Source organism: Streptomyces sp. PTL18 (assembly GCF_059510295.1).
Genome location: NZ_JCAJZO010000023.1, coordinates 1 through 23137 on the forward strand (window position 1 = coordinate 1; position 23137 = coordinate 23137).

Here is a 23137-nt window from a genome sequence, read left to right on the forward strand (position 1 = left end):
CGGGCCGATCCGTCCGGGCCGATCCGTCCGGGCCGATCCGTCCGGGCCGATCCGTCCGGGCCGTGCCGCCGGACGCGACCGGGCGGGCGGCCCCCTGCAGCGTTCTCGCGACGCAACGCTGTGAGACGGCGCACCCGGCTCACGTTTCGCTCCTGTCCTGTGGCCCCTACTCCGCCGGCTGCACCCCGGCCCGCAGCAGGCCGTACGTGTACGCGTCCTCCAGGGCCTGCCACGACGCCGCGATCACGTTGTCCGCCACGCCCACCGTGGACCATTCGCCCTTGCCGTCCGATGTGGAGATCAGGACGCGGGTCGTGGACTGGGTGCCGTGCTTGCCCTCCAGGATGCGGACCTTGTAGTCGACCAGGTCCAGGGCGGCCAGCTGCGGATAGATCTTCTCCAAGGCCACGCGCAGGGCGCGGTCCAGGGCGTTGACCGGGCCGTTGCCCTCCGCCGTGGCCACGATCCGCTCGCTCTTCGCCCACAGCTTCACGGTGGCCTCGTTGGCGTGCGTGCCGTCCGGGCGGTCCTCCACGATCGCCCGCCAGGACTCCGTGCGGAAGTAGCGCAGCGGCTTGCCCGCCACCTCCTCGCGCAGCAGGATTTCGAACGACGCGTCCGCCGCCTCGTAGGTGTATCCCTTGAGTTCGCGTTCCTTGACGCGCTCGACCACCCGGCCCACCAGCTCGCGGTCGCCGCCCAGGTCGATGCCCAGTTCCTTGCCCTTGAGCTCCACCGACGCCCGGCCCGCCATGTCGGAGACCAGCATCCGCATGGTGTTGCCCACCAGTTCCGGGTCGATGTGCTGGTACAGGTCCGGGTCGACCTTGATGGCCGAGGCGTGCAGGCCCGCCTTGTGGGCGAAGGCCGAGACGCCCACGTACGGCTGGTGGGTGGAGGGGGTGAGGTTCACGACCTCCGCGATCGCGTGCGAGATCCGCGTCATCTCGCGCAGTCTGCCCTCCGGCAGGACCTTCTTGCCGTACTTCAGCTCCAGCGCCGCCACCACCGGGAACAGGTTGGCGTTGCCCACCCGCTCGCCGTACCCGTTCGCCGTGCACTGCACGTGTGTGGCGCCCGCGTCCACCGCCGCGAGGGTGTTCGCGACCGCGCAGCCCGTGTCGTCCTGGGCGTGGATGCCGAGGCGGGCGCCCGTGTCCGCGAGGACCGTCGAGACCACGGCGTGGACCTGGGCCGGAAGCATGCCGCCGTTGGTGTCGCAGAGGATGACCACGTCCGCGCCCGCCTCGGCCGCCGTACGCACCACCGACTTGGCGTACCCGGCGTTCGCCCGGTAGCCGTCGAAGAAGTGCTCGCAGTCGACGAAGACCCGCCGACCCTGCGCCCGCAGGTGGGACACCGTGTCGCGGATCATCTCCAGGTTCTCGTCGAGCGTCGTGCGCAGTGCCAGTTCGACATGGCGGTCGTGGGACTTCGCGACCAGCGTGATCACCGGAGCCCCCGAGTCCAGCAGCGCCTTGACCTGCGGGTCCTCCGCGGCCTTGCCGCCCGCACGGCGCGTCGCGCCGAAGGCGACCAGTTGGGCGTGCCGGAAGTCGATCTCCTGCCGGGCGCGCGCGAAGAACTCGGTGTCCCGCGGGTTCGCGCCGGGCCAGCCGCCCTCGATGAAGCCCACGCCGAAGTCGTCCAGGTGCCGTGCGATGGCCAGCTTGTCCGCGACGGTGAGGTTGATCCCCTCGCGCTGCGCGCCGTCGCGCAGCGTCGTGTCGAAGACGTGGAACGAGTCGTCGAGCTCGCTGGTTGCCGTCTCGGTCATGGTCTCAAGGCTCCTGTTTTGGATCTCGGTCTTACCGGATAGACCGGTTCCACCGTCCCCCCATACTCCCTCGCGCTCCGCGCCCGGCTGCAGGTGGGCCAGGAAACGAAAAAACCCCTCGCGGGTGCGAGAGGTCTGCGCGCGGGTCGAGGACGACGATGGCCACCCGTACCTGGTCGTACGTGGCGGTCACTGCGGACCGGCGCGCCTGCTGCCAATAATCATGGCGAACGAGAGCACGGGGGCAGTCTGGCACAATCCGCCCCCACGCTCACCGCTGTCTCAGGATGCGGTCGTCAGGGAGGAGGACTCCGCGCCGGCCGCCGTCCTGTCCATGGCGAGAGAGCCGCACCGGACGCGCGGTCCGGGGCGGCTCCTGGCACCTGAGAGATGGGGTGGGTGTCAGCCCAGCTTGTGCATCCAGCCGTGCGCGTCCTTGCGCGTGCCCCGCTGGATGTCGAGCAGCGCCTCGCGGAGCTTCAGCGTGACCTCGCCCGGCTCGCCGCCCGACTGCTTCCACTCGGCGGTGGCGCGCTTGACCGTGCCGACCGGGGTGATGACCGCGGCGGTGCCGCAGGCGAACACCTCGGTGAGGGTGCCGCTCTCGGAGTCGGCCTGCCACTGGTCGATGGAGATCCGGCCCTCCTCGGCCTCGTAGCCGAGGTCCCGGGCGACCGTCAGCAGGGAGTCACGGGTGACGCCCTCCAGGATGGAGCCGGTCAGCTTCGGAGTGACGATCTTGTTGCCGTACACGAAGTACAGGTTCATGCCGCCGAGCTCCTCGACCCACTTGTGCTCCACGGCATCGAGGTAGCAGACCTGGTCGCAGCCCTTGGCGGCGGCCTCGGCCTGGGCGAGCAGCGAGGCCGCGTAGTTGCCGCCGGTCTTGGCGTCGCCCATACCGCCGGGGACGGCGCGGACCCGGTCCTCGGAGGCCCAGATGGAGACGGGCTTCACACCGCCCGGGAAGTAGGCGCCGGCCGGGGAGGCGATCACCAGGAACAGGTACTCGTTGGCGGGCTTGACGCCCAGGCCGACCTCGGTGGCGATCATGAAGGGACGCAGGTAGAGGGACTCCTCGCCACCGTGCGCCGGCACCCACGCCTTGTCCTGCCGGACGAGGACGTCGCACGCCTCGATGAAGGTCTCGACCGGCAGCTCGGGCATCGCGAGGCGCTTGGCGGAACGCTGGAAGCGCAGGGCGTTCATCTCCGGCCGGAAGGTGGCGACGGAGCCGTCGGGCTGGCGGTAGGCCTTGAGACCCTCGAAGATCTCCTGCGCGTAGTGCAGGACGTTGGTGGCCGGGTCGAGGGAGATCGGCGCGTACGGGACGAGCTGGCCGTCGTGCCAGCCCCGCCCCTCGGTCCACCTGATCGTCACCATGTGGTCGGTGAAGTGGCGGCCGAACCCGGGGTGGGCCAGCATCGCCTCGCGCTCCGCGTCGGAGAGCGGGTTGGAGGAGGGCTTCAGCTCGATGGTGGGCGTCGTCATGTGTGGTTGTCCTTCACCGGTTGTCGTGACGGGCCGCGCTCACCCCGCACCGGCAGTGGCCGGTGCTAGGACGTCCGAGCATTCCCTCAATCCGCGGCTCCGCGTTCGATTATGGCAAGCGGGCGAGGGATGGGGGCACCCCCACGCTTTTCAGGCCGCGGGGGAGAAACGGGGTGAATACGGCTCCAGGGGTGGCCCAGGAGTGGGTTCGATGGTGGCACCCGGCGGGGGCATGCGAAAGCCGCCGGGTGCGGTGGCGACCCGGCGGCCTTGACTCAGGGGTGTGAGTGGCGGCGGGTCAGCCGGCTACTCGTGCGGCGAGCGCGTCGCCGATCTCGTCGGTGCTGCGGGCGGGCCTGCCCGCGCGCTCGGCGAGGTCGGCGGAGACGGCCTCCTCGATGCGGGCGGCCTCGGTCTCGTAGCCGAGGTGACGCAGCAGGAGGGCGACCGACACGACGGTGGCCGAGGGATCGGCCTTGCCCTGGCCCGCGATGTCGGGCGCGGAGCCGTGCACAGGCTCGAACATCGACGGGAACTCGCCGGACGGGTTGATGTTGCCGGAGGCGGCGACCCCGATGCCGCCGGAGATGGCGGCGGCGAGGTCGGTGATGATGTCGCCGAAGAGGTTGTCGGTGACGATCACGTCGAAGCGCTCGGGTTGGGTGACCAGGTAGATCGTCGCCGCGTCGACGTGCATGTACTCGGTGGTGACCTCGGGGAACTCCTCGGCCACCTTGTTGAAGATGTTCGTCCACAGGTGACCCGCGAACGTGAGCACGTTGTTCTTGTGGACCAGGGCCAGCTTCTTGCGCGGGCGCGCCTGGGCGCGGGCGAAGGCGTCCCGGACCACGCGCTCGACACCGAAGGCGGTGTTCACGGACACCTCGGTGGCGACCTCGTGGGGGGTGCCCTTGCGGATGGTGCCGCCGTTGCCCGTGTAGGGGCCCTCGGTACCCTCGCGGACGACGACGAAGTCGATCTCGGGCTGGCCGGCCAGCGGGGTCGCGACGCCCGGGAGCAGCTTGGAGGGCCGCAGGTTGACGTGGTGGTCGAAGGCGAAGCGGAGCCTGAGCAGGAAGCCGCGCTCCAGTACGCCGGACGGCACCGACGGGTCGCCGATGGCGCCGAGCAGGATCGCGTCGTGCTGCTTGAGCTGCTCCAGGTCGGCCTCGGTGAGGGTTTCGCCGGTGGCGTGGTAGCGCCGGGCGCCGAAGTCGTACTCCTTGGTCTCCAGCTTCACGTCCTGCGGAAGGACGGCGGAGAGGACCTTCAGTCCCTGGGTCACGACCTCCTGGCCGATGCCGTCACCGGGAATCACTGCGAGACTCATGCTGCGAGACATGACGGCACCGTACTCCTTGTCCCATGTGATGACACGGGGCGTCCGGGATACGGACACCGCCAACGTCGAGATGCGGCGCGGCAGATGGCGCGGGGCGCACGGCCGCGCCGCATCTCGTGCGGGTGCGGCTCCCGGCCCATGGGTGCGGCCTCATGGGTGAGGGTGCGGACCGTCCGAGTGAGGGGCTTCGGGGGCGCGGGGCGGCTCAGTGTCCGGTCGCGCCGCCGTTGTCCCTGCGGTCGAGGGCGCGCTGGAGCGCGGCGGCTGCGTTCTTGCGGTCGGAATCGCTCGTACGGGAAAGGTGACGGACTCGGCGGCGGGCGGTCGTCTCGGCCATGGGGGATCGACTCCTTCGTGATCCGGGAGTGCGGAAAAGGGGTTACGAGACGCCGGGGGGCGGGGAGCGGTGCCGCAGGGGTTGCCTGCACGGGGCCCGGCTCACGACCGCCATTCGCTTGATCGAGCGAGACGTTCGGCTCCTACAAAAGTAAGTGAGGAAGGGGCGTCTGTCTCCACAATTACTCGGACTTCCTACTATCTGAGACGGCGTACCCGGTCCCACGGTGGCGACCTGCGGAGACCGCCGACGGGAGGCAGAGCGTCAGATCACGTCCCCCTCGCGGCCTCAGAGCACGTCCCCCTCCCGCCAGTCGAAGACCAGCTTGCGCTTGAAGTCCAGGTCGCCCCCGGCGGCGGGGCGCACATAGGTGCAGTCCTCGTCGTCACGCAGGCGGACGACACCGCGGGGTCCGAGGCCGCACAGACGGCCGCGCCACAGCCGCCAGCCGCGCGCGGCGTAGAGGGGGGCGCCGTCGTCGCTGGCGGAGAGCGCGCCTAGGTCGTAGGCGCGGTCGACGATCCGCTCGACCTCGGCCATGACCCGCCCGCCCAGCCCCTGGCGCCGCACATCGGCGCGGACGCCGACGCCCTCGACGTACCCGACGCGCAGCCAGCGCTTGCGGTAGCGGGCGCGCCGCTGGATGACGGACCCGTGCGCGGCGAGCCCCCGCTCGTCGGTGACGAGCACGTGCATCCCGCCGAGTGCGTGCTCCCAGTCGTCATCGTCGTAGTCGCCGTCGAACGCGGCATCGAGCAGCGCGCGCACGGCCCGGAGCTCGACGGGGTCGAGGTCGGCGGTATGGGCGGTACGGACTCCGGCTGTCACGGGGTCAGTATCACTCCTCCCCTCGCGTTCTCCTGGCCGACGCCCCTTGCGGCTCGGCGCTCGTCGGCCGGCTGACCGGTGCGGCCCGGGACACACGCGAACGGGCCGGGTCCGTACGGGGACCCGGCCCGGTGCGGCCGTCGCGGGCGTCAGCCCATGTGGGGGTACGTGTAGTCCGTCGGCGGGACCAGCGTCTCCTTGATCGCGCGGGTCAGGGTCCAGCGCAGCAGGTTCTGCGGGGCGCCCGCCTTGTCGTTGGTGCCGGAGGCGCGGCCGCCGCCGAAGGGCTGCTGGCCGACCACGGCGCCGGTCGACTTGTCGTTGATGTAGAAGTTGCCGGCCGCGTAGCGCAGCTTCTCGGCCGTGCGGGCCGCCGCCGCGCGGTCGTTCGCGATGACCGAGCCGGTCAGCGCGTAGTCCGAGACCGACTCCATCTGGGTCAGCATCTCGTCGTACTTGTCGTCCTCATAGACGTGGACCGCGAGGATCGGGCCGAAGTACTCGGTGCGGAACACCTCGTTCTCCGGGTCGCTGCACTCGATGACGGTCGGGCGCACGAAGTAGCCGACCGAGTCGTCGTAGGAGCCGCCCGCGACGATCGTGCAGGCCGGGTCCTGCTTGGCGCGGTCGATCGCGGCCTTGTTCTTCGCGAAGGCGCGCTCGTCGATGACGGCGCCGATGAAGTGCGACAGGTCGGTGACGTCACCCATGCTGATGCTGTCGACCTCGGCCGCGAACCGCTCCTTGAAGCCGTCGTTCCAGATCGACGCCGGGATGTAGGCGCGGGAGGTGGCGCTGCACTTCTGGCCCTGGTACTCGAAGGCGCCCCGGGTGAGCGCCGTCTTCAGCACCGCCCGGTCGGCCGACGGGTGGGCCACGACGAAGTCCTTGCCGCCGGTCTCACCGACCAGGCGCGGGTAGGAGCGGTACTTCTCGATGTTGTCGCCGACCGTCTTCCACAGGTACTGGAACGTCTTGGTGGACCCGGTGAAGTGGATGCCCGCGAGGTCCCGGTGCTCCAGGGCGACCTTGGAGACCTCGACGCCGTCGCCGGTGAGGAGGTTGATGACACCCTTGGGCAGGCCCGCCTCCTCCAGGAGCTGCATGAGCAGGACGGCCGCGTGGGTCTGGGTCGGGGACGGCTTCCACACCACGACGTTGCCCATCAGCGCCGGGGCCGTCGGCAGGTTGCCCGCGATCGCGGAGAAGTTGAACGGGGTGATCGCGTAGACGAAGCCCTCCAGCGGGCGGTGGTCGAGGCGGTTCCACACGCCCGGGGAGTTGGCCGGGGGCTGCTCGGCCAGGATCCGGCGCGCGTAGTGGACGTTGAAGCGCCAGAAGTCGACCAGTTCGCACGGGGTGTCGATCTCGGCCTGCTGGGCGGTCTTGGACTGGCCGAGCATGGTGGAGGCGGCCAGCGTCTCGCGCCACGGGCCGGCCAGCAGCTCGGCGGCGCGCAGGATGATCGCCGCGCGGTCGTCGAAGGACATCGCGCGCCACGCGGGCGCGGCGGCGAGAGCCGCGTCGACGGCGTCCTGGGCGTCCGCCTGCGTGGCGTTGCGGTAGGTGCCGAGGACGGCCTTGTGGTTGTGCGGCTGCACGACCTGGAACTCCTCGCCGCCGCCCATGCGCCGGACGCCGCCGATGGTGCAGGGCAGGTCGATCGGGTTCTCGGCCAGCTCCTTGAGCTTGGCCTCCAGGCGGGCGCGCTCGGGCGAGCCGGGGACGTAGCCGTGCACCGGCTCGTTGACGGGGGTGGGGACCTGGGTCACAGCGTCCATGGGTTCCGTAACTCCTTGACGTGAGCGGTGTTGCGAGCGGGGTGCGGGCTCAGCCCTTGGTGACCATCGAGCGGACGAAGAAGCGCAGGTTCGCCGGCTTCTCCGCCAGGCGGCGCATGAAGTAGCCGTACCAGTCGGTGCCGTACGCGGTGTAGACGCGCATGCGGTGGCCCTCGGCGGCCAGGCGCAGGTGCTCCTCGCTGCGGATGCCGTACAGCATCTGGAACTCGTACTCGCCCGTCTTGCGCCCGGCGCGGTGGGCCAGTTCCTGGGCGATGGAGATCAGGCGCGGGTCGTGGGAGCCGATCATCGGGTATCCCTCGCCCTCCATGAGGGTCTTCAGGATGCGGACGTACGCCTTGTCGGTCTCGTGCTTGTCCTGGTACGCGACCGACGCGGGCTCCTTGTACGCCCCCTTCACGATACGGACGCGGCTGCCGCTCGCGGCAAGGCGGCGGGCGTCTGCCTCGGTGCGGTAGAGGTAGGCCTGGATCACACAGCCCGTCTGCGGGAAGTCCTTCCGCAGCTCCTCGTGGATGGCGAACATCGAGTCGAGGGTGGTGTGGTCCTCCGCGTCCAGCGTGACCGTCGTACCGATCGAGGCGGCCGCCTCGACGACCGGGCGGACGTTCTTGAGGGCCAGCTCGTGTCCGTCCTCCAGCGCCTGGCCGAACATCGACAGCTTCACCGACATCTCGGCGCGGGTGCCCAGCTCCAGGGGCTCCAGTCGGTCGATCAGCCGCAGGTAGGCGTCGCGCGCGGCCGCGGCCTGCTCGGGGGTCGTGATGTCCTCGCCGACGACGTCCATCGTCAGCTCCAGTCCCCTGCCGGTGAGGTCCTGGATGATCGGCACGACCTCGTCGACCGTCTCGCCCGGGATGAAGCGGTCGACGACCTGCTTGGTCACCGGGGCCGCCGAGATCAGGCGTCGCATCCGGTCGCTGCGCGACGCGGCGAGAATCACGGGACCCAGCACGGGGCACCTCCACAGAGCGGACAGGAGGCCGCGACCCGACCATGCGGGTACGGCACGGAGAACCACCGTGAAACCTAAGGATCCCTCCGATCGTCGGCCATCGACAGCTGTCACGCATCCGCGCCCTGGATCTCAGACAGATGTATGAGCCGGGTGGGAAAATGGGGGAGAATGCCCGTGTGGCGGACGTTTTCAAGGCAGGGCGCGGCGAGTACCAGGAGCTCGTCGACGAGATCTCCGCACTGCTCGGCGCCCCGGCGACCCTGGAGAACCGGGACTTCGAGCTGATCGCGTTCGCCGTGTACGACAGCGAGGGCGACTTCGACGAGGCCTCCCTCGACCCCGTGCGCACCCGCTCCATCCTCACGCGCCGCTCCACGGCGGCGGTGCGGAAGTGGTTCGAGGGCTTCGGCATCGCGCGCGCCGCCGGGCCGGTGCGGATTCCGCCCACTCCGGAGGCGGGCGTGTACCGGGGAAGGATCTGCCTTCCGGTACGCCATCGGGGTGTCGTCCTGGGCTATGTGTGGCTGCTGGCCGACGAGCCGGGCCCGTCCGAGGCGCAGCTCTCGGCCGCGATGGAGATCGCGGCGCGGATCGGCGACCTGCTCGCGGAGGAGGCGCAGGCGGGCGCGGAGGTGACGCGTGAGCTGCGCGCGGTGCTGACCGCGGAGCGCGGCTGGCCGCAGGACATGGCGGTGGCCGAGCTGCGGACGGCACTGGGCGCGCGCGGCGAGGGCCTGCACACGGTGGTCTGCATCGCGCCCTGGCCCTCGGCCGACCCGGACGACGCACCCTCGGCCCGGACGATCCCGGCGGCGACCGCGCTGTCCACGGTGCCGTGGGGCAGCACCGGTCAGAGCCTGGCGCTGCTGGTGCGGCTGCGCTCGGCGGACGTACTGGCCCCGGCGCTGACGGCGGCCACCCGGCTGCTGCGGGAGGCGGGAGCCGGGGGCGCGGGCTCCGCGGCAGGTGTGGCAGGCGCCCGGCACGGCCTCGCCGAGCTGGGCGCGGCCTGGCAGGAGGCCGCGGGTGCGGCCCGCGCGGCCCTGGCGGAGCCCCGGCTCGGCCCGGTCGCCCGGTGGTCGGCCATCGGACCCTACCGCCTGCTGACGTCCCTCCCGGCACAGGCGGCCCACGACCCCGCCGTCAGCGTCCTGCTGACCCCCGCCCACCGCGAACTGGCCCGCACGGCCGAGGTGTTCCTGGACTGCGCCGGCCAGGCGGGCCGCACGGCCGCCGAACTGGGCATCCACCGGCAGACCCTCTACTACCGCCTCTCCCGCGTCGAACAGCTCACCGGCCTGGACCTGGACGACGGGGAGGACCGGCTGTTGCTGCACATGGCGCTCAAGGGCGCGCGACTCTAGGTCCTCCAGGTCACGCCGATCCCGTCCCGTCAGTTCTCCGCCGCCCCCGCGATCAACCGGCGCAGCCCCTCGGTGAGCCTTCTGCATCGGTCGCCGTCTCCGGGGTCGAAGAGCCGCTGCACCATGAGTCCCTGCAGGAGGGTCCGGTAGAAGCGGCCCTCGGTGTCGAGGGTCTCCTGGTCGAGGTCCACCGGCTCCGGCCCACGAAACGCTGGACGGCGCACTCCCGGTGGCCCGCGGGTGCCGGGCCGGACGGAAGCGGAGCCGCCCGCCGCGGCACGGGAGGCGTTCGGCACCGGGATGCACGAAGCGGCGATCGCCGGGGCGGTGGACCTGGTGGGGGGCGGCGGCACTGGCGGCGCCGAGCCTGCGCCGGATCCACGTCCGCGACGCCGAGGAGTGATCGCGGCGCGAATCGGGCAGGTCGCCCGGCCCTCCTCCCACGCCACCGGACATGCGGGTCACGCATCCGGCGGTGCACCGAAGCAATCGCCCATGCCGGGCGCACGACGAGTCGGGGCCGGCCACCGTGGGTGGCCGGCCCCGACAGTCGTGTGCGCCGGTCTCAGGCCAGGTTCACCGAGCGGGCGGACGTCGCGCCGATCTCCTCGGCCACCTCCGTCAGCACGTTCTGCGGCACCGTGTCGTCGACCGTGAGGACCGCGAGGGCCTCGCCACCGGCGATGTCGCGGGCCACCTGCATGCCCGCGATGTTGATGCCGGCCTCGCCGAGGATGCGGCCCAGGGTGCCGACGACGCCCGGGCGGTCGGTGTAGCGCAGGACGATCATGTGGTCCGCCAGTGCCAGGTCCACGTCGTAGTCGCCCACCGCCACGATCTTCTGGTGGTGCTTGGGGCCGGCCAGCGTGCCGGACACGGAGACCTCCTCACCGTCGGCGAGGGTGCCGCGGACGGTGACCACGTTGCGGTGGTCCGTGGCCTCGGAGCTGGTGGTCAGACGCACCTCGACACCCCGCTCCTGGGCGAACAGCGGGGCGTTGACGTACGACACCGTCTCGTCCACGACGTCCTCGAAGACGCCCTTGAGCGCGGACAGTTCGAGCACCTTGACGTCGTGCTGGGTGATCTCGCCGTACACCTCGACGTCGAGCCGGACCGCGACCTCGCCCGCGAGCGCGGTGAAGATGCGGCCGAGCTTCTCGGCGAGCGGCAGACCCGGCTTGACGTCCTCGGCGATGACACCGCCCTGGACGTTCACCGCGTCCGGCACCAGCTCACCGGCGAGCGCGAGGCGCACCGACTTGGCGACCGCGATGCCCGCCTTCTCCTGCGCCTCGTCGGTGGAGGCGCCGAGGTGCGGGGTGCAGACGACCTGGTCGAGCTCGAACAGCGGGGAGTCCGTGCACGGCTCCTTCGCGTACACGTCCAGGCCCGCACCCGCGACACGGCCCTCCTTGAGCGCCGAGTACAGCGCCTCCTCGTCGACGATCCCGCCGCGCGCGGCGTTGATGACGCGCACGCTCGGCTTGACCTTGTGCAGCGCCTCGGCGCCGATCAGGCCGACCGTCTCGGGGGTCTTCGGCAGGTGGACGGTGATGAAGTCGGAGACCTCGAGCAGCTCGTCCAGGGTCAGCACCTTCACGCCCATCTGCGCGGCCCGGGCAGGCTGGACGTACGGGTCGTAGGCGACGACCTTCATGCCGAACGCGGACATGCGCTGCGCGACCAGCGCACCGATGCGGCCGAGGCCGACGACGCCCAGCGTCTTCTCGGCCAGCTCGACGCCGGTGTACTTGCTGCGCTTCCACTCGCCGTTCTTCAGCGCGGCGTTGGCCTGCGGGATGTTGCGGGCGGTGGAGACGATCAGGCCGCAGGCCAGCTCGGCCGCCGTCACGATGTTCGAGGTGGGCGCGTTGACGACCATCACGCCGGCCTTGGTGGCGGCGGAGACGTCCACGTTGTCCAGGCCGACGCCGGCTCGCGCGACGACCTTCAGCTTCCTCGCGGCGGCGATGGCCTCGGCGTCGACCTTCGTCGCGGAGCGGATCAGGATGGCGTCGACGTCGGCGATCGCGGGCAGCAGCTCCGCGCGGTCGGCGCCGTTGCAGTGGCGGATCTCGAAGTCGGGGCCGAGGGCGTCGACGGTCGCGGGCGACAGCTCTTCAGCGATGAGTACGACGGGTTTCGAGCTCACGTGAGTCCTCACATGTCCAATGCGGACGGCCGTCCCGACGGCCGCTGGCGGTGGAGGGGGCTTGCCGCGTGGAAGACGCACGACGCTGTGGGCCTGACGCGATTGTTGTGCAGCAGTCTAGTGGCGCGGCAGGGGGCGTATTGCGCCTGAGCGGAAGGATCACCCGGACGTGGCCTGCCGGTGTGGACACCAACAATAGTGCGGCGGTGCCCCCCGGCAGAGGGCACCGCCGCAGCGGAGATCAGGCCTCCTCGTTGACCCACGACATGAGCTTGCGCAGCTGCTTGCCGGTGGTCTCCAGCAGGTGCTCGGAGTCCTGCTGCTTGTACTCGTTGTACTTCTTCAGACCGCCGTGGTACTCGTCCATCCAGGCCTGGGCGAAGGAGCCGTCCTGGATCTCGGCGAGGACCTTCTTCATCTCGGCCTTGGTGGCGTCGGTGATGATGCGCGGGCCGGTGACGTAGTCGCCCCACTCGGCGGTCTCGGAGATCGACCAGCGCATCTTCTCCAGGCCGCCCTCGTACATGAGGTCCACGATCAGCTTCAGCTCGTGCAGGCACTCGAAGTAGGCGATCTCCGGCTGGTAGCCGGCCTCGGTCAGGGTCTCGAAGCCCGCCTTGACCAGGGCCGCGGTGCCACCGCAGAGGACGGCCTGCTCACCGAACAGGTCGGTCTCGGTCTCCTCGGTGAACGTCGTCTTGATGACGCCGGCGCGGGTGCCGCCGATGCCCTTGGCGTACGACAGCGCCAGCGCGAACGCGTTGCCCGAGGCGTCCTGCTCGACGGCCGCGATGCACGGAACGCCGCGGCCCTCCTCGTACTGGCGGCGGACCAGGTGGCCCGGGCCCTTCGGGGCGACCATGCAGACGTCGACGCCGGCCGGGGGCTTGATGAAGCCGAACCGGATGTTGAAGCCGTGGCCGAAGAACAGCGCGTCGCCGTCCTTCAGGTTCGGGGCGATGGACTCCTCGTAGACCTGGGCCTGGATCGGGTCCGGCACCAGGATCATGATGACGTCCGCCTCGGCGGCGGCCTCGGACGGGGTCACCACGCGCAGGCCCTGCTCCTCGGCCTTCGCCTTGGACTTCGAGCCCTCGTGCAGACCGACACGGACGTCGACACCCGAGTCGCGCAGCGACAGCGCGTGGGCGTGGCCCTGGCTGCCGTAGCCGATGACCGCGACCTTGCGGCCCTGGATGATGGACAGGTCGGCGTCAGCGTCGTAGAACAGCTCGGCCACTTTGGGTTCTCTCCTTGAGTGCAGGTTTGCTCCCACCGTATGACGGCGGGCGGAAGGCAGGTTTCGGGGTCTCGGAATACGGGCGGCCGGTACTCCCCGGCCGCCCGGACACCTTCTTACGCCGACCGGTCGAGGGCGCGCAGCGACCGGTCCGTGATCGAACGGGCGCCGCGGCCGATCGCGATCGTGCCGGACTGGACGAGCTCCTTGATGCCGTACGGCTCCAGCATCTTGAGCATCGCCGACAGCTTGTCGCTGGACCCGGTGGCCTCGATGGTGACGGCCTCCGGGGAGACGTCGACGGTCTTGGCGCGGAACAGCTGGACGATCTCGACGATCTGGGAGCGCGTCTCGTTGTCGGCGCGCACCTTCACCAGAACGAGTTCGCGCTGAACGGCCTGAGCCGGCTCCAGCTCGACGATCTTCAGCACGTTGACGAGCTTGTTGAGCTGCTTGGTGACCTGCTCCAGGGGCAGATCCTCGACGTTCACCACGATGGTGATGCGGGAGATGTCGGGGTGCTCGGTGACACCGACCGCGAGCGAGTCGATGTTGAAGCCGCGGCGGGAGAAGAGGGCGGCGATCCGGGCCAGGATGCCGGGGGTGTTCTCCACCAGGACGGAGAGGGTGTGCTTGGACATGGTTCTCGACTCAGCTCTCTCTCAGTCGTCCTCGTTGTCGCCGAAGTCGGGGCGGACGTCCCGGGCGGCCATGATCTCGTCGTTGGAGGTGCCGGCGGCGACCATCGGCCACACCATCGCGTCCTCGTGGACGATGAAGTCGACGACGACGGGGCGGTCGTTGACGGAGTTCGCCTCTTCGATGGCCTTGTCCAGGTCGTCCGGGGACTCGCAGCGGATCGCGTAGCAGCCCATCGCCTCCGACAGCTTCACGAAGTCGGGGACGCGGGTGCCCTTGGCCTGCGGGTCGATGTCCTCCGGGCCGGAGTGCAGCACCGTGTTGGAGTACCGCTGGTTGTAGAAGAGGGTCTGCCACTGGCGGACCATCCCGAGGGCGCCGTTGTTGATGACGGCGACCTTGATCGGGATGTTGTTCAGGGCGCAGGTGGTCAGTTCCTGATTGGTCATCTGGAAGCAGCCGTCACCGTCGATCGCCCAGACCGTGCGGTCCGGAGCGCCGGCCTTCGCTCCCATCGCGGCGGGAACCGCGTAGCCCATGGTTCCGGCGCCGCCGGAGTTGAGCCAGGTCGCGGGCTTCTCGTACCGGACGAAGTGCGCGGCCCACATCTGGTGCTGGCCGACGCCCGCGGCGAAGATCGTGTCCTGCGGTGCGAGCTGCCCGATGCGCTCGATGACCTGCTGCGGGGAGAGCGTGCCGTTCTGCGGCAGGTCGTAGCCGAGCGGGTAGGTCTCGCGCCAGCGGTTGAGGTCGTTCCACCAGGCGGTGTAGTCGCCCTGGTGGCCCTCGCCGTGCTCCTTCTGGACGGCCAGGATCAGGTCGGCGATGACCTCGCGGGCGTCGCCCACGATCGGCACGTCAGCGGCGCGGTTCTTGCCGATCTCGGCGGGGTCGATGTCGGCGTGGACGATCTTGGCGTAGGGAGCGAAGCTGTCCAGCTTGCCGGTGACGCGGTCGTCGAAGCGGGCGCCGAGGGCGACGATCAGGTCGGCCTTCTGCAGCGCGGTGACGGCGGCCACCGCGCCGTGCATGCCGGGCATGCCCAGGTGCTGCGGGTGGCTGTCGGGGAACGCGCCGAGCGCCATCAGGGTGGTGGTGACGGGCGCCCCGGTGAGCTCCGCGAGGACCTTCAGCTCGGCGGTGGCCTGTGCCTTGAGCACGCCGCCGCCGACGTAGAGGACAGGCCGCCTGGCGGCGGTGATCAGCTTGGCGGCCTCACGGATCTGCTTGGCGTGCGGCTTGGTCACCGGGCGGTAGCCGGGCAGGTCCATCACCGGCGGCCAGGAGAAGGTGGTCTGCGCCTGGAGGGCGTCCTTGGCGATGTCGACCAGGACCGGGCCAGGGCGGCCGGTGGAGGCGATGTGGAAGGCCTGCGCGATCACCCGCGGGATGTCCTCCGCCTTGGTGACCAGGAAGTTGTGCTTGGTGATCGGCATGGTGATGCCGACGATGTCCGCCTCCTGGAAGGCGTCGGTGCCGATCGCCTTCGACGCGACCTGGCCGGTGATCGCGACCATCGGCACCGAGTCCATGTGGGCGTCGGCGATCGGGGTGACCAGGTTGGTGGCGCCGGGGCCCGAGGTCGCCATGCAGACGCCGACCTTGCCGGTGGCCTGGGCGTAGCCGGTGGCCGCGTGGCCGGCGCCCTGCTCGTGCCGCACCAGCACGTGGCGCACCCGCGTGGAGTCCATCAGCGGGTCGTAGGCCGGAAGGATCGCACCACCCGGAATGCCGAATACCGTGTCGGCGCCGACCTCCTCGAGAGAGCGGATGAGGGACTGCGCACCCGTGACGTGCTCGGGCGCGGACTGCTGTCCTCCGGATCGGGGCCGCGGCTGCGGGTGAGGGGCCCCGGTGGCCTGCTCGGTCATCGGCATTCTCTTCTCGATGCTGAGGGTTGTGGCGAGGTTCGGGCGTTGCCCGGCTGGTGCCGTGCAACAAAAAAACCCCTCGTGCCATGAGGCAAGCGAGGGGAGCGCGCCGGGTGTGGTCGCTGGGTGTTCCGGTTCATCTCCGGTGGGTCCCAGCTCAGCCGACGCGCTGTCCAAGTACGAGAATTCGGGTGCGCATGGCACAGACCCTCCCCCCGGCACGCCATGACTGTCAAGTGGGTGGGACGGGAGTCTCATTATGTGAGCGTAGTGCCGTCCCGCCTCCGAAAACGGCAGGCACGCCAACGCCGACGCGCCCCTCCGGCTCTCTCGGGGCACCCACGAAGGCGGGTTCCGCCGGGCCGTGCGGCAGCGGGTAGTGGCCGGAGGTGAGCGCACGGCGCAGCCGGTACTCGTCCAGCGCTCCCGAGAATGCCATGCCCTGACCGTGCGTGCAGCCCATGGCGCGCAGAGCGACGACCTGCTCGGGCAGGTCCACCCCGTCGGCGACGGAGCTGAGGCCCAGGTCACCGGCGATTCGGAGCAGTCCACTGGTGATCTTGTACAGCCGGGCGGACTCGACGACCCCTTCGACGAGGTTCCGGTCCAGCTTCAGGACGTCGACGGGGAGCCGCCGCAGCGCTGTGAGAGCCGCGTAGCCGCTGCCGAGTCCGTCCAGGGCGATACGGACGCCGATCCGGCGCAGAGTGCCGAGTCTGCGTTCCAGCTCCTCCAGGGAGATGCGCGGGTCCAGGCCGGACAGCTCGATCACCAGGGCGCCGGAAGCCAGACCGTGCCGGGTGAGCAGGGCCTCGATGGAGCCGAGGGGCAGGGAGCGGTCGAGCAGCCGGCGGGCGCTCACCCGGACGGCGACGGGTACGGCGAGCCCGCCGGCGGCGCGCTCGACGGCCTGCCGTACGGCCTCCTCGAGGATCCAGCGGCCCAGCTCGGCGGCCTTGTCGCTGTCCTCCGGGACCCGCAGGAACTCGTCGGGGGTGAAGAGCACGCCCTGAGAAGACCGCCAGCGCGCCCGGGCGCTGACGGACGCGATCCGGCCGTCCTCGAGCGACACCACGGGTTGGTGCAGCAGGGTGAACTCACCGCCGTCGAGCGCGGCCCGCAGCCGGGTCGCCAGCTCGGCCTTGCGGACCACGTCCTGCTGCATCTGGGGCTTGTACAGCTCGACACGGCCCTTGCCGGCGGCCTTGGCGCGGTACATGGCCAGGTCGGCGTTGCGCAGCAGCTCACCGGCGCCGAGACCCGGTTCGGCGAAGGCCACGCCGATGGAGGCGGCCACCCGGACATCGTTGCCGTCGATCTCGTACGGCTGGGAGAGGGTGACCCTGAGTCGGTCGGCGAGCTCCAGGATGTGCCTCTCGCGCGCGGTGCGGTCCCGGGTGCCGTCGCCGACGATGAGGGCCGCGAACTCGTCACCGCCGAGGCGCGCGGCCGTGTCGCCCTGCCGCACCGACTCCTGGAGCCTGCGGGCGGCGTGGACGAGCAGCTCGTCGCCGGCCTGGTGCCCGATGGTGTCGTTGACGGCCTTGAACCCGTCGAGGTCGATGAACAGGACGGCGGTCCCGCGGTCGGTGGAGCGGCGGCCGGACAGGGCCTGCTGGACGCGCTTGGTGAACAGGGCGCGGTTGGGCAGGTCGGTGAGCGGGTCGTGCTCGGCGCTGTGCTGCAGCTGGGCCTGCAGCCGCACCCGCTCGGTCACGTCCCGGCTGTTGAAGATCAGGCCGCCCTGGTGGCGGTTGACGGTGGACTCCACGTTGAGCCAGCCGCCGTCGCCTGAGCGGAAACGGCACTCGATGCGGGTGGTCGGTTCCTCGGTGTGGCTGGCGGCGAGGAAGCGCCGCACCTCGTGCACGACGCAGCCCAGGTCCTCGGGGTGGATGAGCGCGGCGAGTTCGGTTCCGACGAGCCCCTCGGCGGGCCGGCCGTAGACGCCGGCGGCGGCCGGGGAGACGTACTGCAGGGTGCCGTCGGGTGCGGCGATCATGATGACGTCGCTCGAGCCCTGCACCAGGGAGCGGAAGTGGTTCTCCTTCTGTGCCAGTTCCTGGGTGAGGGTGATGTTGTCGAGCAGCATGATGCCCTGGCGCACGACGAGGGCCAGGACGACGGCGCCGGCGGTGATGAGCACCACGCGGTCGACGCTGTGACCGTTGAGGACGTTGTAGAGGATTCCCAGCGTGCAGACGGCGGCGGCCAGGTAGGGCGTGAGGGCGGCCAGCGATCCGGCGATCGGGCGCGGGGGCCGGTACCGGTCGTGGTCGGCGTCCGGCGGGGGCGCGGCCGGGTACCGGTCGTGGGCCGGACCCTGCGGGAGCCCGGGGGCCGGGTCCTGGCCCCGGTACCCCTCCTCGTGGCCGGTGACGCGGGGTTCGTCGCCCTGCCGCCGCTCCGGGACGTGTTCGTGGACCACGTGTGTGTGCTCGCCGTCCGGCACCGGGCCGGGCCGGGCGCCGACCCAGGGGGCGTAGGCGAGGAGCAGCGAGCCGGAGAACCAGCCCGCGTCCAGCAGCTGGCCCGAGTGGTAGCTGCTGTGCAGCAGCGGAGAGGTGAACAGGGCGTCGCACAGCACGGTCAGGGCGAGGGCGCCGATGGCGGTGTTGACCGCGGAGCGGTGCACCGCCGAGCGCCTGAGGTGCAGTGCGATCACCATGCTGATCAGGGCGATGTCCAGCAGCGGGTACGCGAGCGACAGCGCGGTGTGCGCCACGCTCGGCCCGTCGAACTTCGCCGCCTGGGCGAGCGCGAGGCTCCACGACAGCGTCAGCAGCGAGCCGCCGATCAGCCACGCGTCGAGCGCCAGGCATACCCAACCCGCCTTGGTGACGGGCCTTTTGGCGAGCACGAGCAGTCCTACGATCGCGGGTGGAGCGAAGCAGAGGAAGAACAGGTCGGCACAGCTGGGCGAGGGGACGGGGCGGTCGAGGACGACCTCGTACCAGCCCCAGACGCCGTTGCCCAGCGCGGCCATGGCGGAGGAGAGCGCGAACAGCAGCCAGGCGGAGCGAAAGCGGCTGCGTCGGGTGCGGGCGTACAGCAGGCACGAGACCGACGCGGTGCCGGCCGCAGCGCTCAGCCCGAAGTCACCCATGACCAGCGCGAGGCCTTTGGAGCCCCAGTCGACCGCGGAACCGACCGCGTATCCCGCGCAGACCAGGGCCAGGACGAGTTGCGGAGCCGCGTTCACCCGGCCGTCCGGTGCCGGCCGGCGGGCCGGCAGCACTCCCGGGGACCTCACCGGTCGCTCCCGGTCCGTGGCGCCGGGTGCCGGTGGGCCCGGTGCGCCGGGTGGGCGTGCCTCTTGCGGTCGCCGCGGCCGGGAGGGTGGCCGTGCCTGCCGTGGTGACGACGGCCGCCGTGGGCACTGTGACCGCGTCTGCACGTCGCGGTCCGCCAGGGTCGTCGCCCGCGGCGCGTCGGATCGTTCGTCCATAGGCCGTGCATCGCCCGTCGCCCCCCTCGTGTGTCTGAAAGTTCCGTCCCCGGCGCCGAACGGTGCGCGGCGCAGCCCCTGTCGGGGACGATACACCAGGTTCGTCACTCAGGGACATAGTCCCTCTACTCTCCGTGACGACCAGGGGGAATGCCGGTACGTACCGCGTTCGGGGGATTGCGGAGCGTACCGGAAGCGGATGGGGAGTGCGCCGGAGGCGGTGTGCGCGCCGGTGGTGCGACCGCCGGCGGGCGCGTGCACGGTGGCGGCGATGGCCGGAAAGTGCTGCCGTACCGGCCGTGCGCGAGGCCGGTGCCGGCCCCTCTCCCACCGCGTGCGGCGCCGGTTCAGCCGCCGGTCGTCAGGACGACGTGCTCCAGCGGTTCTCCCTGCGCGAAACGGTTCAGCTGAGAGCTGAGGAGACGCTTGGCACGGGGCCAGAAGGCCGAGGTGGGGCCGCCGACATGAGGGCTGATGAGCACGCCCGGCGCATGCCACAGCGGGTGCCCCTCGGGCAGGGGTTCGGGGTCGGTGACGTCCAGGGCGGCGCTGATACGGCCGGACTCCAGCTCGGCCAGCAGTGCCTTGGTGTCGACGACCCCGCCGCGCGACACGTTGACGAGCAGCGCCCCGTCCTTCATCCGGGCCAGGAACTCCGCGTCGACCAGGCCTTTCGTGTCCTCGGTGAGCGGGGTGACCAGGACGACGACGTCGGCGTCGGGAAGAAGTTCCGACAATCGGGAGAGAGGATGCACAAGGCCGCGCGCTGTGTTGCGCTCGCGGCGCGCGACGCGCGCCACCCGCGCCACCTCGAAGGGTGCGAGCCGGTCCTCGATGGCGGCGCCGATCGCGCCGTAGCCGACGATGAGCACGGACCTGTCCGCGAGCGCGGGGTGGAACCCGCTCTGCCAGTGCTCCTCCGCTTGAGCCCGTACGAAGCCGGGGATGCCGCGCAGCGAGGCGAGGATCAGGGTGAGCGCCAGTTCGGCCGTGCTCGCCTCGTGCACTCCGCGCGCGTTGCACAGGCGCACGCCCGGCACGACGGACGGCAGGTGGGCGGTGATGTCGTCGACGCCTGCCGTCAGCGTCTGGATGACCCGCAGGTTCCGCATCCGCTCCAGGGGCCGGACCTTGACGTCCTGGCGCTTCATGTACGGAACGGCGTAGAAGACGCAGTCGGCGGGGTCGGCGGGGAAGTCCTGCTCCCCGTCCCAGTAGCGGTAGTCCAGGCCCCCGGGCAGGCCCTGTATCTCGTCGGTGCGGAACGGAAGCCAAACGTCGTCGGTCATGGTCAGAAGGCTATGCCAAGGATCCGGTGTCGCATTGGTTAGTTTGGGGTCCCAGCAAAGGAGGGCACGGCCAGGTGGAGCGCAGGACGATCGGCGCGGCAACGCTCGAAGTGGGGGCCGTGGGACTCGGGTGCATGCCGATGAGCTGGGGGTACTGCACCTCCCGGCAGCGGGGCGAGGAGTCGTTGCGGACGGTGCACCGGGCGCTCGACCTGGGGATGACGCTGCTGGACACCGCCGACATGTACGGGCCGTTCACCAACGAGCTGCTGGTGGGCCGGGTGCTGAAGGAGCGGCGCGCCGAGGCCTTCGTGTCGACCAAGGTGGGGCTGCTGGCGGGCGAGCAGCACATCGTGGCGAACGGCCGTCCGGGGTATGTGAGACGGGCCTGCGACGCGTCGCTGCGCCGCCTGCAGACGGACGTCATCGACCTCTACCAGCTGCACCGCGCGGATCCGGAGGTCCCCGTCGAGGAGACCTGGGGCGCGATGGCGGAGCTGGTGCGGGCGGGCAAGGTGCGGGCGCTGGGGCTGTGCGCGGTGGGGGTGCGCGGCGGACGGCGGACCGGGACGCGGCTGTACGACGGAACGATCCGGCAGCTGGAGCGGGTGCAGCAGGTGTTCCCGGTGAGCGCGGTGGAGGCGGAGCTGTCGGTGTGGTCGCCCCAGGCTGTGGACACGCTGCTGCCGTGGTGTGCGGCGCGCGGCGTGGGCTTCCTCGCGGCGATGCCGCTCGGCAACGGCTTCCTGACGGGCACCCTGACGCCGGGCGAGGGTTTCGAACCGGACGACCTGCGCGCCCGGCACCCCCGTTTCACAGCGGAGATGATGGCGGCGAACCAGCCCATCGTGGCGGGCCTGCGCCGGGTGGCGCACCGCCACGGCGACGCCGTCACCCCGGCTCAGGTGGCCCTGTCGTGGGTGCTGTCCCAGGGCGCCCACGTGATCCCGGTCCCGGGCGCCAAACAGCGGCGGTGGGTGACGGAGAACGCGGCGGCCTCCGTCCTGCGGCTGGCCCAGGAGGACCTGACGGAACTGGCGGGACTGCCCGTCGCGCGGGGATCATGGGACTGAGCGCGTGGCCGGAACGTGACGGCCGGTGGAGCGAGGTCCGGCGAGGCGGAACCCCCGGCGTTCCGGAGACGTAGGTGAGGGAGGAAAGGCCCGTGGCGGAGGGACCCGGATGCTGCGACGTCGAGTGGTGACGGCCGTGGTGGCCGCGACCGCGCTGCTGGCGGTCGGCTGCTCCTCCGGTGGGGGCGGCACGCCGGGCGGTGGCGAGAGTTCCTCGTCCCGCGCCGCGTCGCCGTCGTCCTCCGGAGGGACCGTCGAAGAGACACCGCCGGCCAAGGGGTCGGTGCGGGTGGTGCGTACCGTCGCCGACCACCTGAAGACGCCCTGGGGCCTGGCTCCGCTGCCGGGCGGCGGGCTCCTGGTCTCCTCCCGGGACGACGGGACGATCACCCGGGTCGACGACAGGACCGGCAAGAAGACCGTCCTCGGCGCGGTGCCCGGTGTCGCCGCCGAAGGCGAGGGCGGTCTGCTGGGCATCGCGCTCTCCCCCGACTACGCCCAGGACCACCTGGTGTACGCCTACCTGACGACCGACTCCGACAACCGCATCGTGCGCATGCTGTACGACCCGCGAAAGCCGGCCGGTGAGCAGCTCGGCGCGCCGGACACCGTCTTCAAGGGCATCCCCAAGGGCCTCGTCCACAACGGCGGCCGTATCGCGTTCGGCCCCGACGGCATGCTGTACGCGGGCACCGGCGAGTCGGGGGACCGGGGTCTCTCCCAGGACCGGAACTCGCTGGGCGGCAAGATCCTGCGCATGACCCCGGACGGCGAGCCCGCCCCCGGCAACCCCTTCGGGAACTCGGTGGTCTACTCGTACGGGCACCGCAATGTGGAGGGTCTGGCCTGGGACGGCAAGCAGCGGCTGTACGCCTCCGAGTTCGGCCAGGACACCTGGGACGAGCTGAACGCGATCAAGCCGGGCGGCAACTACGGCTGGCCGGACGCCGAGGGCAGGTCGAGCGATCCGAAGTTCCAGAACCCGGTCGCACAGTGGCACACCGACGAAGCCTCCCCCAGCGGCATCGCCTACGCCGAGGGCTCGATCTGGATGGCCGGTCTGCGCGGTCAGCGGCTGTGGCGCATCCCGCTGAAGGGCACCGAGACCTCGGCGCCGCCGCAGGCCTTCCTCACCGGCGCCTACGGCCGGCTGCGTACCGTGGTCGCGGCCGGCGGCGACAAGCTGTGGCTGACGACGAGCAACACGGACGGCCGGGGCAAGCCGTCGCCGACCGACGACCGGATCCTGGAGCTGGAGGTGTCGTAGGCGGGCTGCCCGGCTCACTTCCGGTCCGGCTCCGGGGCGGATCCCTGGTCGGCTTCCGGGCCGGATTCCGGGCCGGCGGGAGCCGGCTTCGGCAGGCGGATGACCACGGTGCCCGACGCCAGGTCGATCGGGCCGTGGCCCGGATCGCCGTCCGTGACGTCCACCCGGGTCAGTTCCAGCCGCTTCTGCTCATCGTGGGTGTGTTTGCGGCCCGGTGCGAACAGTTCCTCGAACATGTTGAACACGGCGCCTCCCT

At 71.0% G+C, this 23137-nt stretch carries 18 protein-coding genes; 3 read left to right on the plus strand and 15 right to left on the minus strand.

Features of this window, described 5'->3' with window-relative positions; all coding sequences use genetic code 11:
* Positions 1-166: 166 nt before the first annotated feature.
* The 7 genes from cimA to AC5WS8_RS30970 all read right to left on the minus strand — a co-directional run bounded on the left by cimA (position 167) and on the right by AC5WS8_RS30970 (position 8532).
* Positions 167-1777 (minus strand): citramalate synthase, encoded by a 1611-nt coding sequence (cimA, locus tag AC5WS8_RS30940; protein ID WP_496106809.1) that lies wholly within the window; start codon positions 1775-1777, stop codon positions 167-169.
* A gap of 402 nt (positions 1778-2179) precedes the next feature.
* The gene (locus AC5WS8_RS30945) at positions 2180-3268 is read right to left on the minus strand and encodes a branched-chain amino acid aminotransferase (protein ID WP_496106810.1); all 1089 of its coding nucleotides are present in this window, start codon (positions 3266-3268) and stop codon (positions 2180-2182) included.
* 298 nt (positions 3269-3566) lie between these two features.
* Positions 3567-4610: a 3-isopropylmalate dehydrogenase gene (locus AC5WS8_RS30950; RefSeq protein WP_496106811.1), complete on the minus strand. Its 1044-nt coding sequence runs from the start codon at positions 4608-4610 to the stop codon at positions 3567-3569.
* 205 nt (positions 4611-4815) lie between these two features.
* Positions 4816-4947: a hypothetical protein gene (locus tag AC5WS8_RS30955; protein ID WP_365548567.1), complete on the minus strand. Its 132-nt coding sequence runs from the start codon at positions 4945-4947 to the stop codon at positions 4816-4818.
* A gap of 288 nt (positions 4948-5235) precedes the next feature.
* Positions 5236-5775 carry a GNAT family N-acetyltransferase gene (locus AC5WS8_RS30960; protein ID WP_496106812.1) on the minus strand — a complete coding sequence of 180 codons (540 nt, stop codon included), beginning with the start codon at positions 5773-5775 and terminating at the stop codon, positions 5236-5238.
* Positions 5776-5924: 149 nt separating this feature from the next.
* Positions 5925-7556 (minus strand): L-glutamate gamma-semialdehyde dehydrogenase, encoded by a 1632-nt coding sequence (gene pruA / locus AC5WS8_RS30965; protein WP_496106813.1) that lies wholly within the window; start codon positions 7554-7556, stop codon positions 5925-5927.
* Between the two features lie 49 nt (positions 7557-7605).
* Positions 7606-8532: a proline dehydrogenase family protein gene (locus AC5WS8_RS30970; RefSeq protein WP_496106814.1), complete on the minus strand. Its 927-nt coding sequence runs from the start codon at positions 8530-8532 to the stop codon at positions 7606-7608.
* A 161-nt stretch (positions 8533-8693) separates the two neighbouring features.
* Here AC5WS8_RS30970 and AC5WS8_RS30975 point away from each other — a divergent pair, with 161 nt between their 5' ends.
* Positions 8694-9899, plus strand: a complete 1206-nt coding sequence (locus tag AC5WS8_RS30975) for a PucR family transcriptional regulator (protein WP_496106815.1) — start codon at positions 8694-8696, stop codon at positions 9897-9899.
* A 29-nt stretch (positions 9900-9928) separates the two neighbouring features.
* Here AC5WS8_RS30975 and AC5WS8_RS30980 read toward each other — a convergent pair whose 3' ends face one another.
* From AC5WS8_RS30980 to AC5WS8_RS31010, 7 genes are all read right to left on the minus strand, one after another.
* Positions 9929-10090, minus strand: a complete 162-nt coding sequence (locus tag AC5WS8_RS30980; RefSeq protein ID WP_496106816.1) for a hypothetical protein — start codon at positions 10088-10090, stop codon at positions 9929-9931.
* Positions 10091-10464: 374 nt separating this feature from the next.
* Complete coding sequence (serA, locus tag AC5WS8_RS30985; RefSeq protein ID WP_496106817.1) at positions 10465-12054, minus strand: phosphoglycerate dehydrogenase; 1590 nt, start codon at positions 12052-12054, stop codon at positions 10465-10467.
* Positions 12055-12295: 241 nt separating this feature from the next.
* Positions 12296-13294: a ketol-acid reductoisomerase gene (gene ilvC, locus AC5WS8_RS30990; RefSeq protein ID WP_468251877.1), complete on the minus strand. Its 999-nt coding sequence runs from the start codon at positions 13292-13294 to the stop codon at positions 12296-12298.
* Positions 13295-13410: 116 nt separating this feature from the next.
* Positions 13411-13935: an acetolactate synthase small subunit gene (gene ilvN, locus AC5WS8_RS30995; protein ID WP_059128941.1), complete on the minus strand. Its 525-nt coding sequence runs from the start codon at positions 13933-13935 to the stop codon at positions 13411-13413.
* 21 nt (positions 13936-13956) lie between these two features.
* Entirely contained in the window at positions 13957-15804 is a 1848-nt protein-coding gene (locus AC5WS8_RS31000) for an acetolactate synthase large subunit (protein ID WP_496106818.1), read from the minus strand.
* 232 nt (positions 15805-16036) lie between these two features.
* The gene (locus tag AC5WS8_RS31005) at positions 16037-19252 is read right to left on the minus strand and encodes an EAL domain-containing protein (protein ID WP_496106819.1); all 3216 of its coding nucleotides are present in this window, start codon (positions 19250-19252) and stop codon (positions 16037-16039) included.
* Positions 19253-19599: 347 nt separating this feature from the next.
* Positions 19600-20541: a 2-hydroxyacid dehydrogenase gene (locus AC5WS8_RS31010; protein ID WP_496106820.1), complete on the minus strand. Its 942-nt coding sequence runs from the start codon at positions 20539-20541 to the stop codon at positions 19600-19602.
* A 74-nt stretch (positions 20542-20615) separates the two neighbouring features.
* On the opposite strand from AC5WS8_RS31010, the gene AC5WS8_RS31015 reads away from it, so the two are divergent.
* Entirely contained in the window at positions 20616-21614 is a 999-nt protein-coding gene (locus AC5WS8_RS31015) for an aldo/keto reductase (RefSeq protein ID WP_496106821.1), read from the plus strand.
* Between the two features lie 109 nt (positions 21615-21723).
* Positions 21724-22881 (plus strand): PQQ-dependent sugar dehydrogenase, encoded by a 1158-nt coding sequence (locus AC5WS8_RS31020; RefSeq protein ID WP_496106822.1) that lies wholly within the window; start codon positions 21724-21726, stop codon positions 22879-22881.
* Positions 22882-22895: 14 nt separating this feature from the next.
* Here the strand turns inward: AC5WS8_RS31020 and AC5WS8_RS31025 are convergent, their stop codons facing one another.
* On the minus strand, positions 22896-23117 hold the full coding sequence (locus tag AC5WS8_RS31025) for a DUF6191 domain-containing protein (protein WP_496106888.1): 222 nt from the start codon (positions 23115-23117) through the stop codon (positions 22896-22898).
* Positions 23118-23137: the final 20 nt, after the last annotated feature.

Excerpts from the sequence above, each read along its gene's own strand:
- cimA (WP_496106809.1), bottom strand. The coding sequence starts at position 1,777 with ATGACCGAGACGGCAACCAGCGAGCTCGACGACTCGTTCCACGTCTTC.
- AC5WS8_RS30945 (WP_496106810.1), bottom strand. The coding sequence starts at position 3,268 with ATGACGACGCCCACCATCGAGCTGAAGCCCTCCTCCAACCCGCTCTCC.
- AC5WS8_RS30950 (WP_496106811.1), bottom strand. The coding sequence starts at position 4,610 with ATGTCTCGCAGCATGAGTCTCGCAGTGATTCCCGGTGACGGCATCGGC.
- AC5WS8_RS30955 (WP_365548567.1), bottom strand. The coding sequence starts at position 4,947 with ATGGCCGAGACGACCGCCCGCCGCCGAGTCCGTCACCTTTCCCGTACG.
- pruA (WP_496106813.1), bottom strand. The coding sequence starts at position 7,556 with ATGGACGCTGTGACCCAGGTCCCCACCCCCGTCAACGAGCCGGTGCAC.
- AC5WS8_RS30975 (WP_496106815.1), top strand. The coding sequence starts at position 8,694 with ATGGGGGAGAATGCCCGTGTGGCGGACGTTTTCAAGGCAGGGCGCGGC.
- ilvN (WP_059128941.1), bottom strand. The coding sequence starts at position 13,935 with ATGTCCAAGCACACCCTCTCCGTCCTGGTGGAGAACACCCCCGGCATC.
- AC5WS8_RS31000 (WP_496106818.1), bottom strand. The coding sequence starts at position 15,804 with ATGACCGAGCAGGCCACCGGGGCCCCTCACCCGCAGCCGCGGCCCCGA.
- AC5WS8_RS31005 (WP_496106819.1), bottom strand. The coding sequence starts at position 19,252 with ATGGACGAACGATCCGACGCGCCGCGGGCGACGACCCTGGCGGACCGC.
- AC5WS8_RS31010 (WP_496106820.1), bottom strand. The coding sequence starts at position 20,541 with ATGACCGACGACGTTTGGCTTCCGTTCCGCACCGACGAGATACAGGGC.
- AC5WS8_RS31020 (WP_496106822.1), top strand. The coding sequence starts at position 21,724 with ATGCTGCGACGTCGAGTGGTGACGGCCGTGGTGGCCGCGACCGCGCTG.
- AC5WS8_RS31025 (WP_496106888.1), bottom strand. The coding sequence starts at position 23,117 with ATGTTCGAGGAACTGTTCGCACCGGGCCGCAAACACACCCACGATGAG.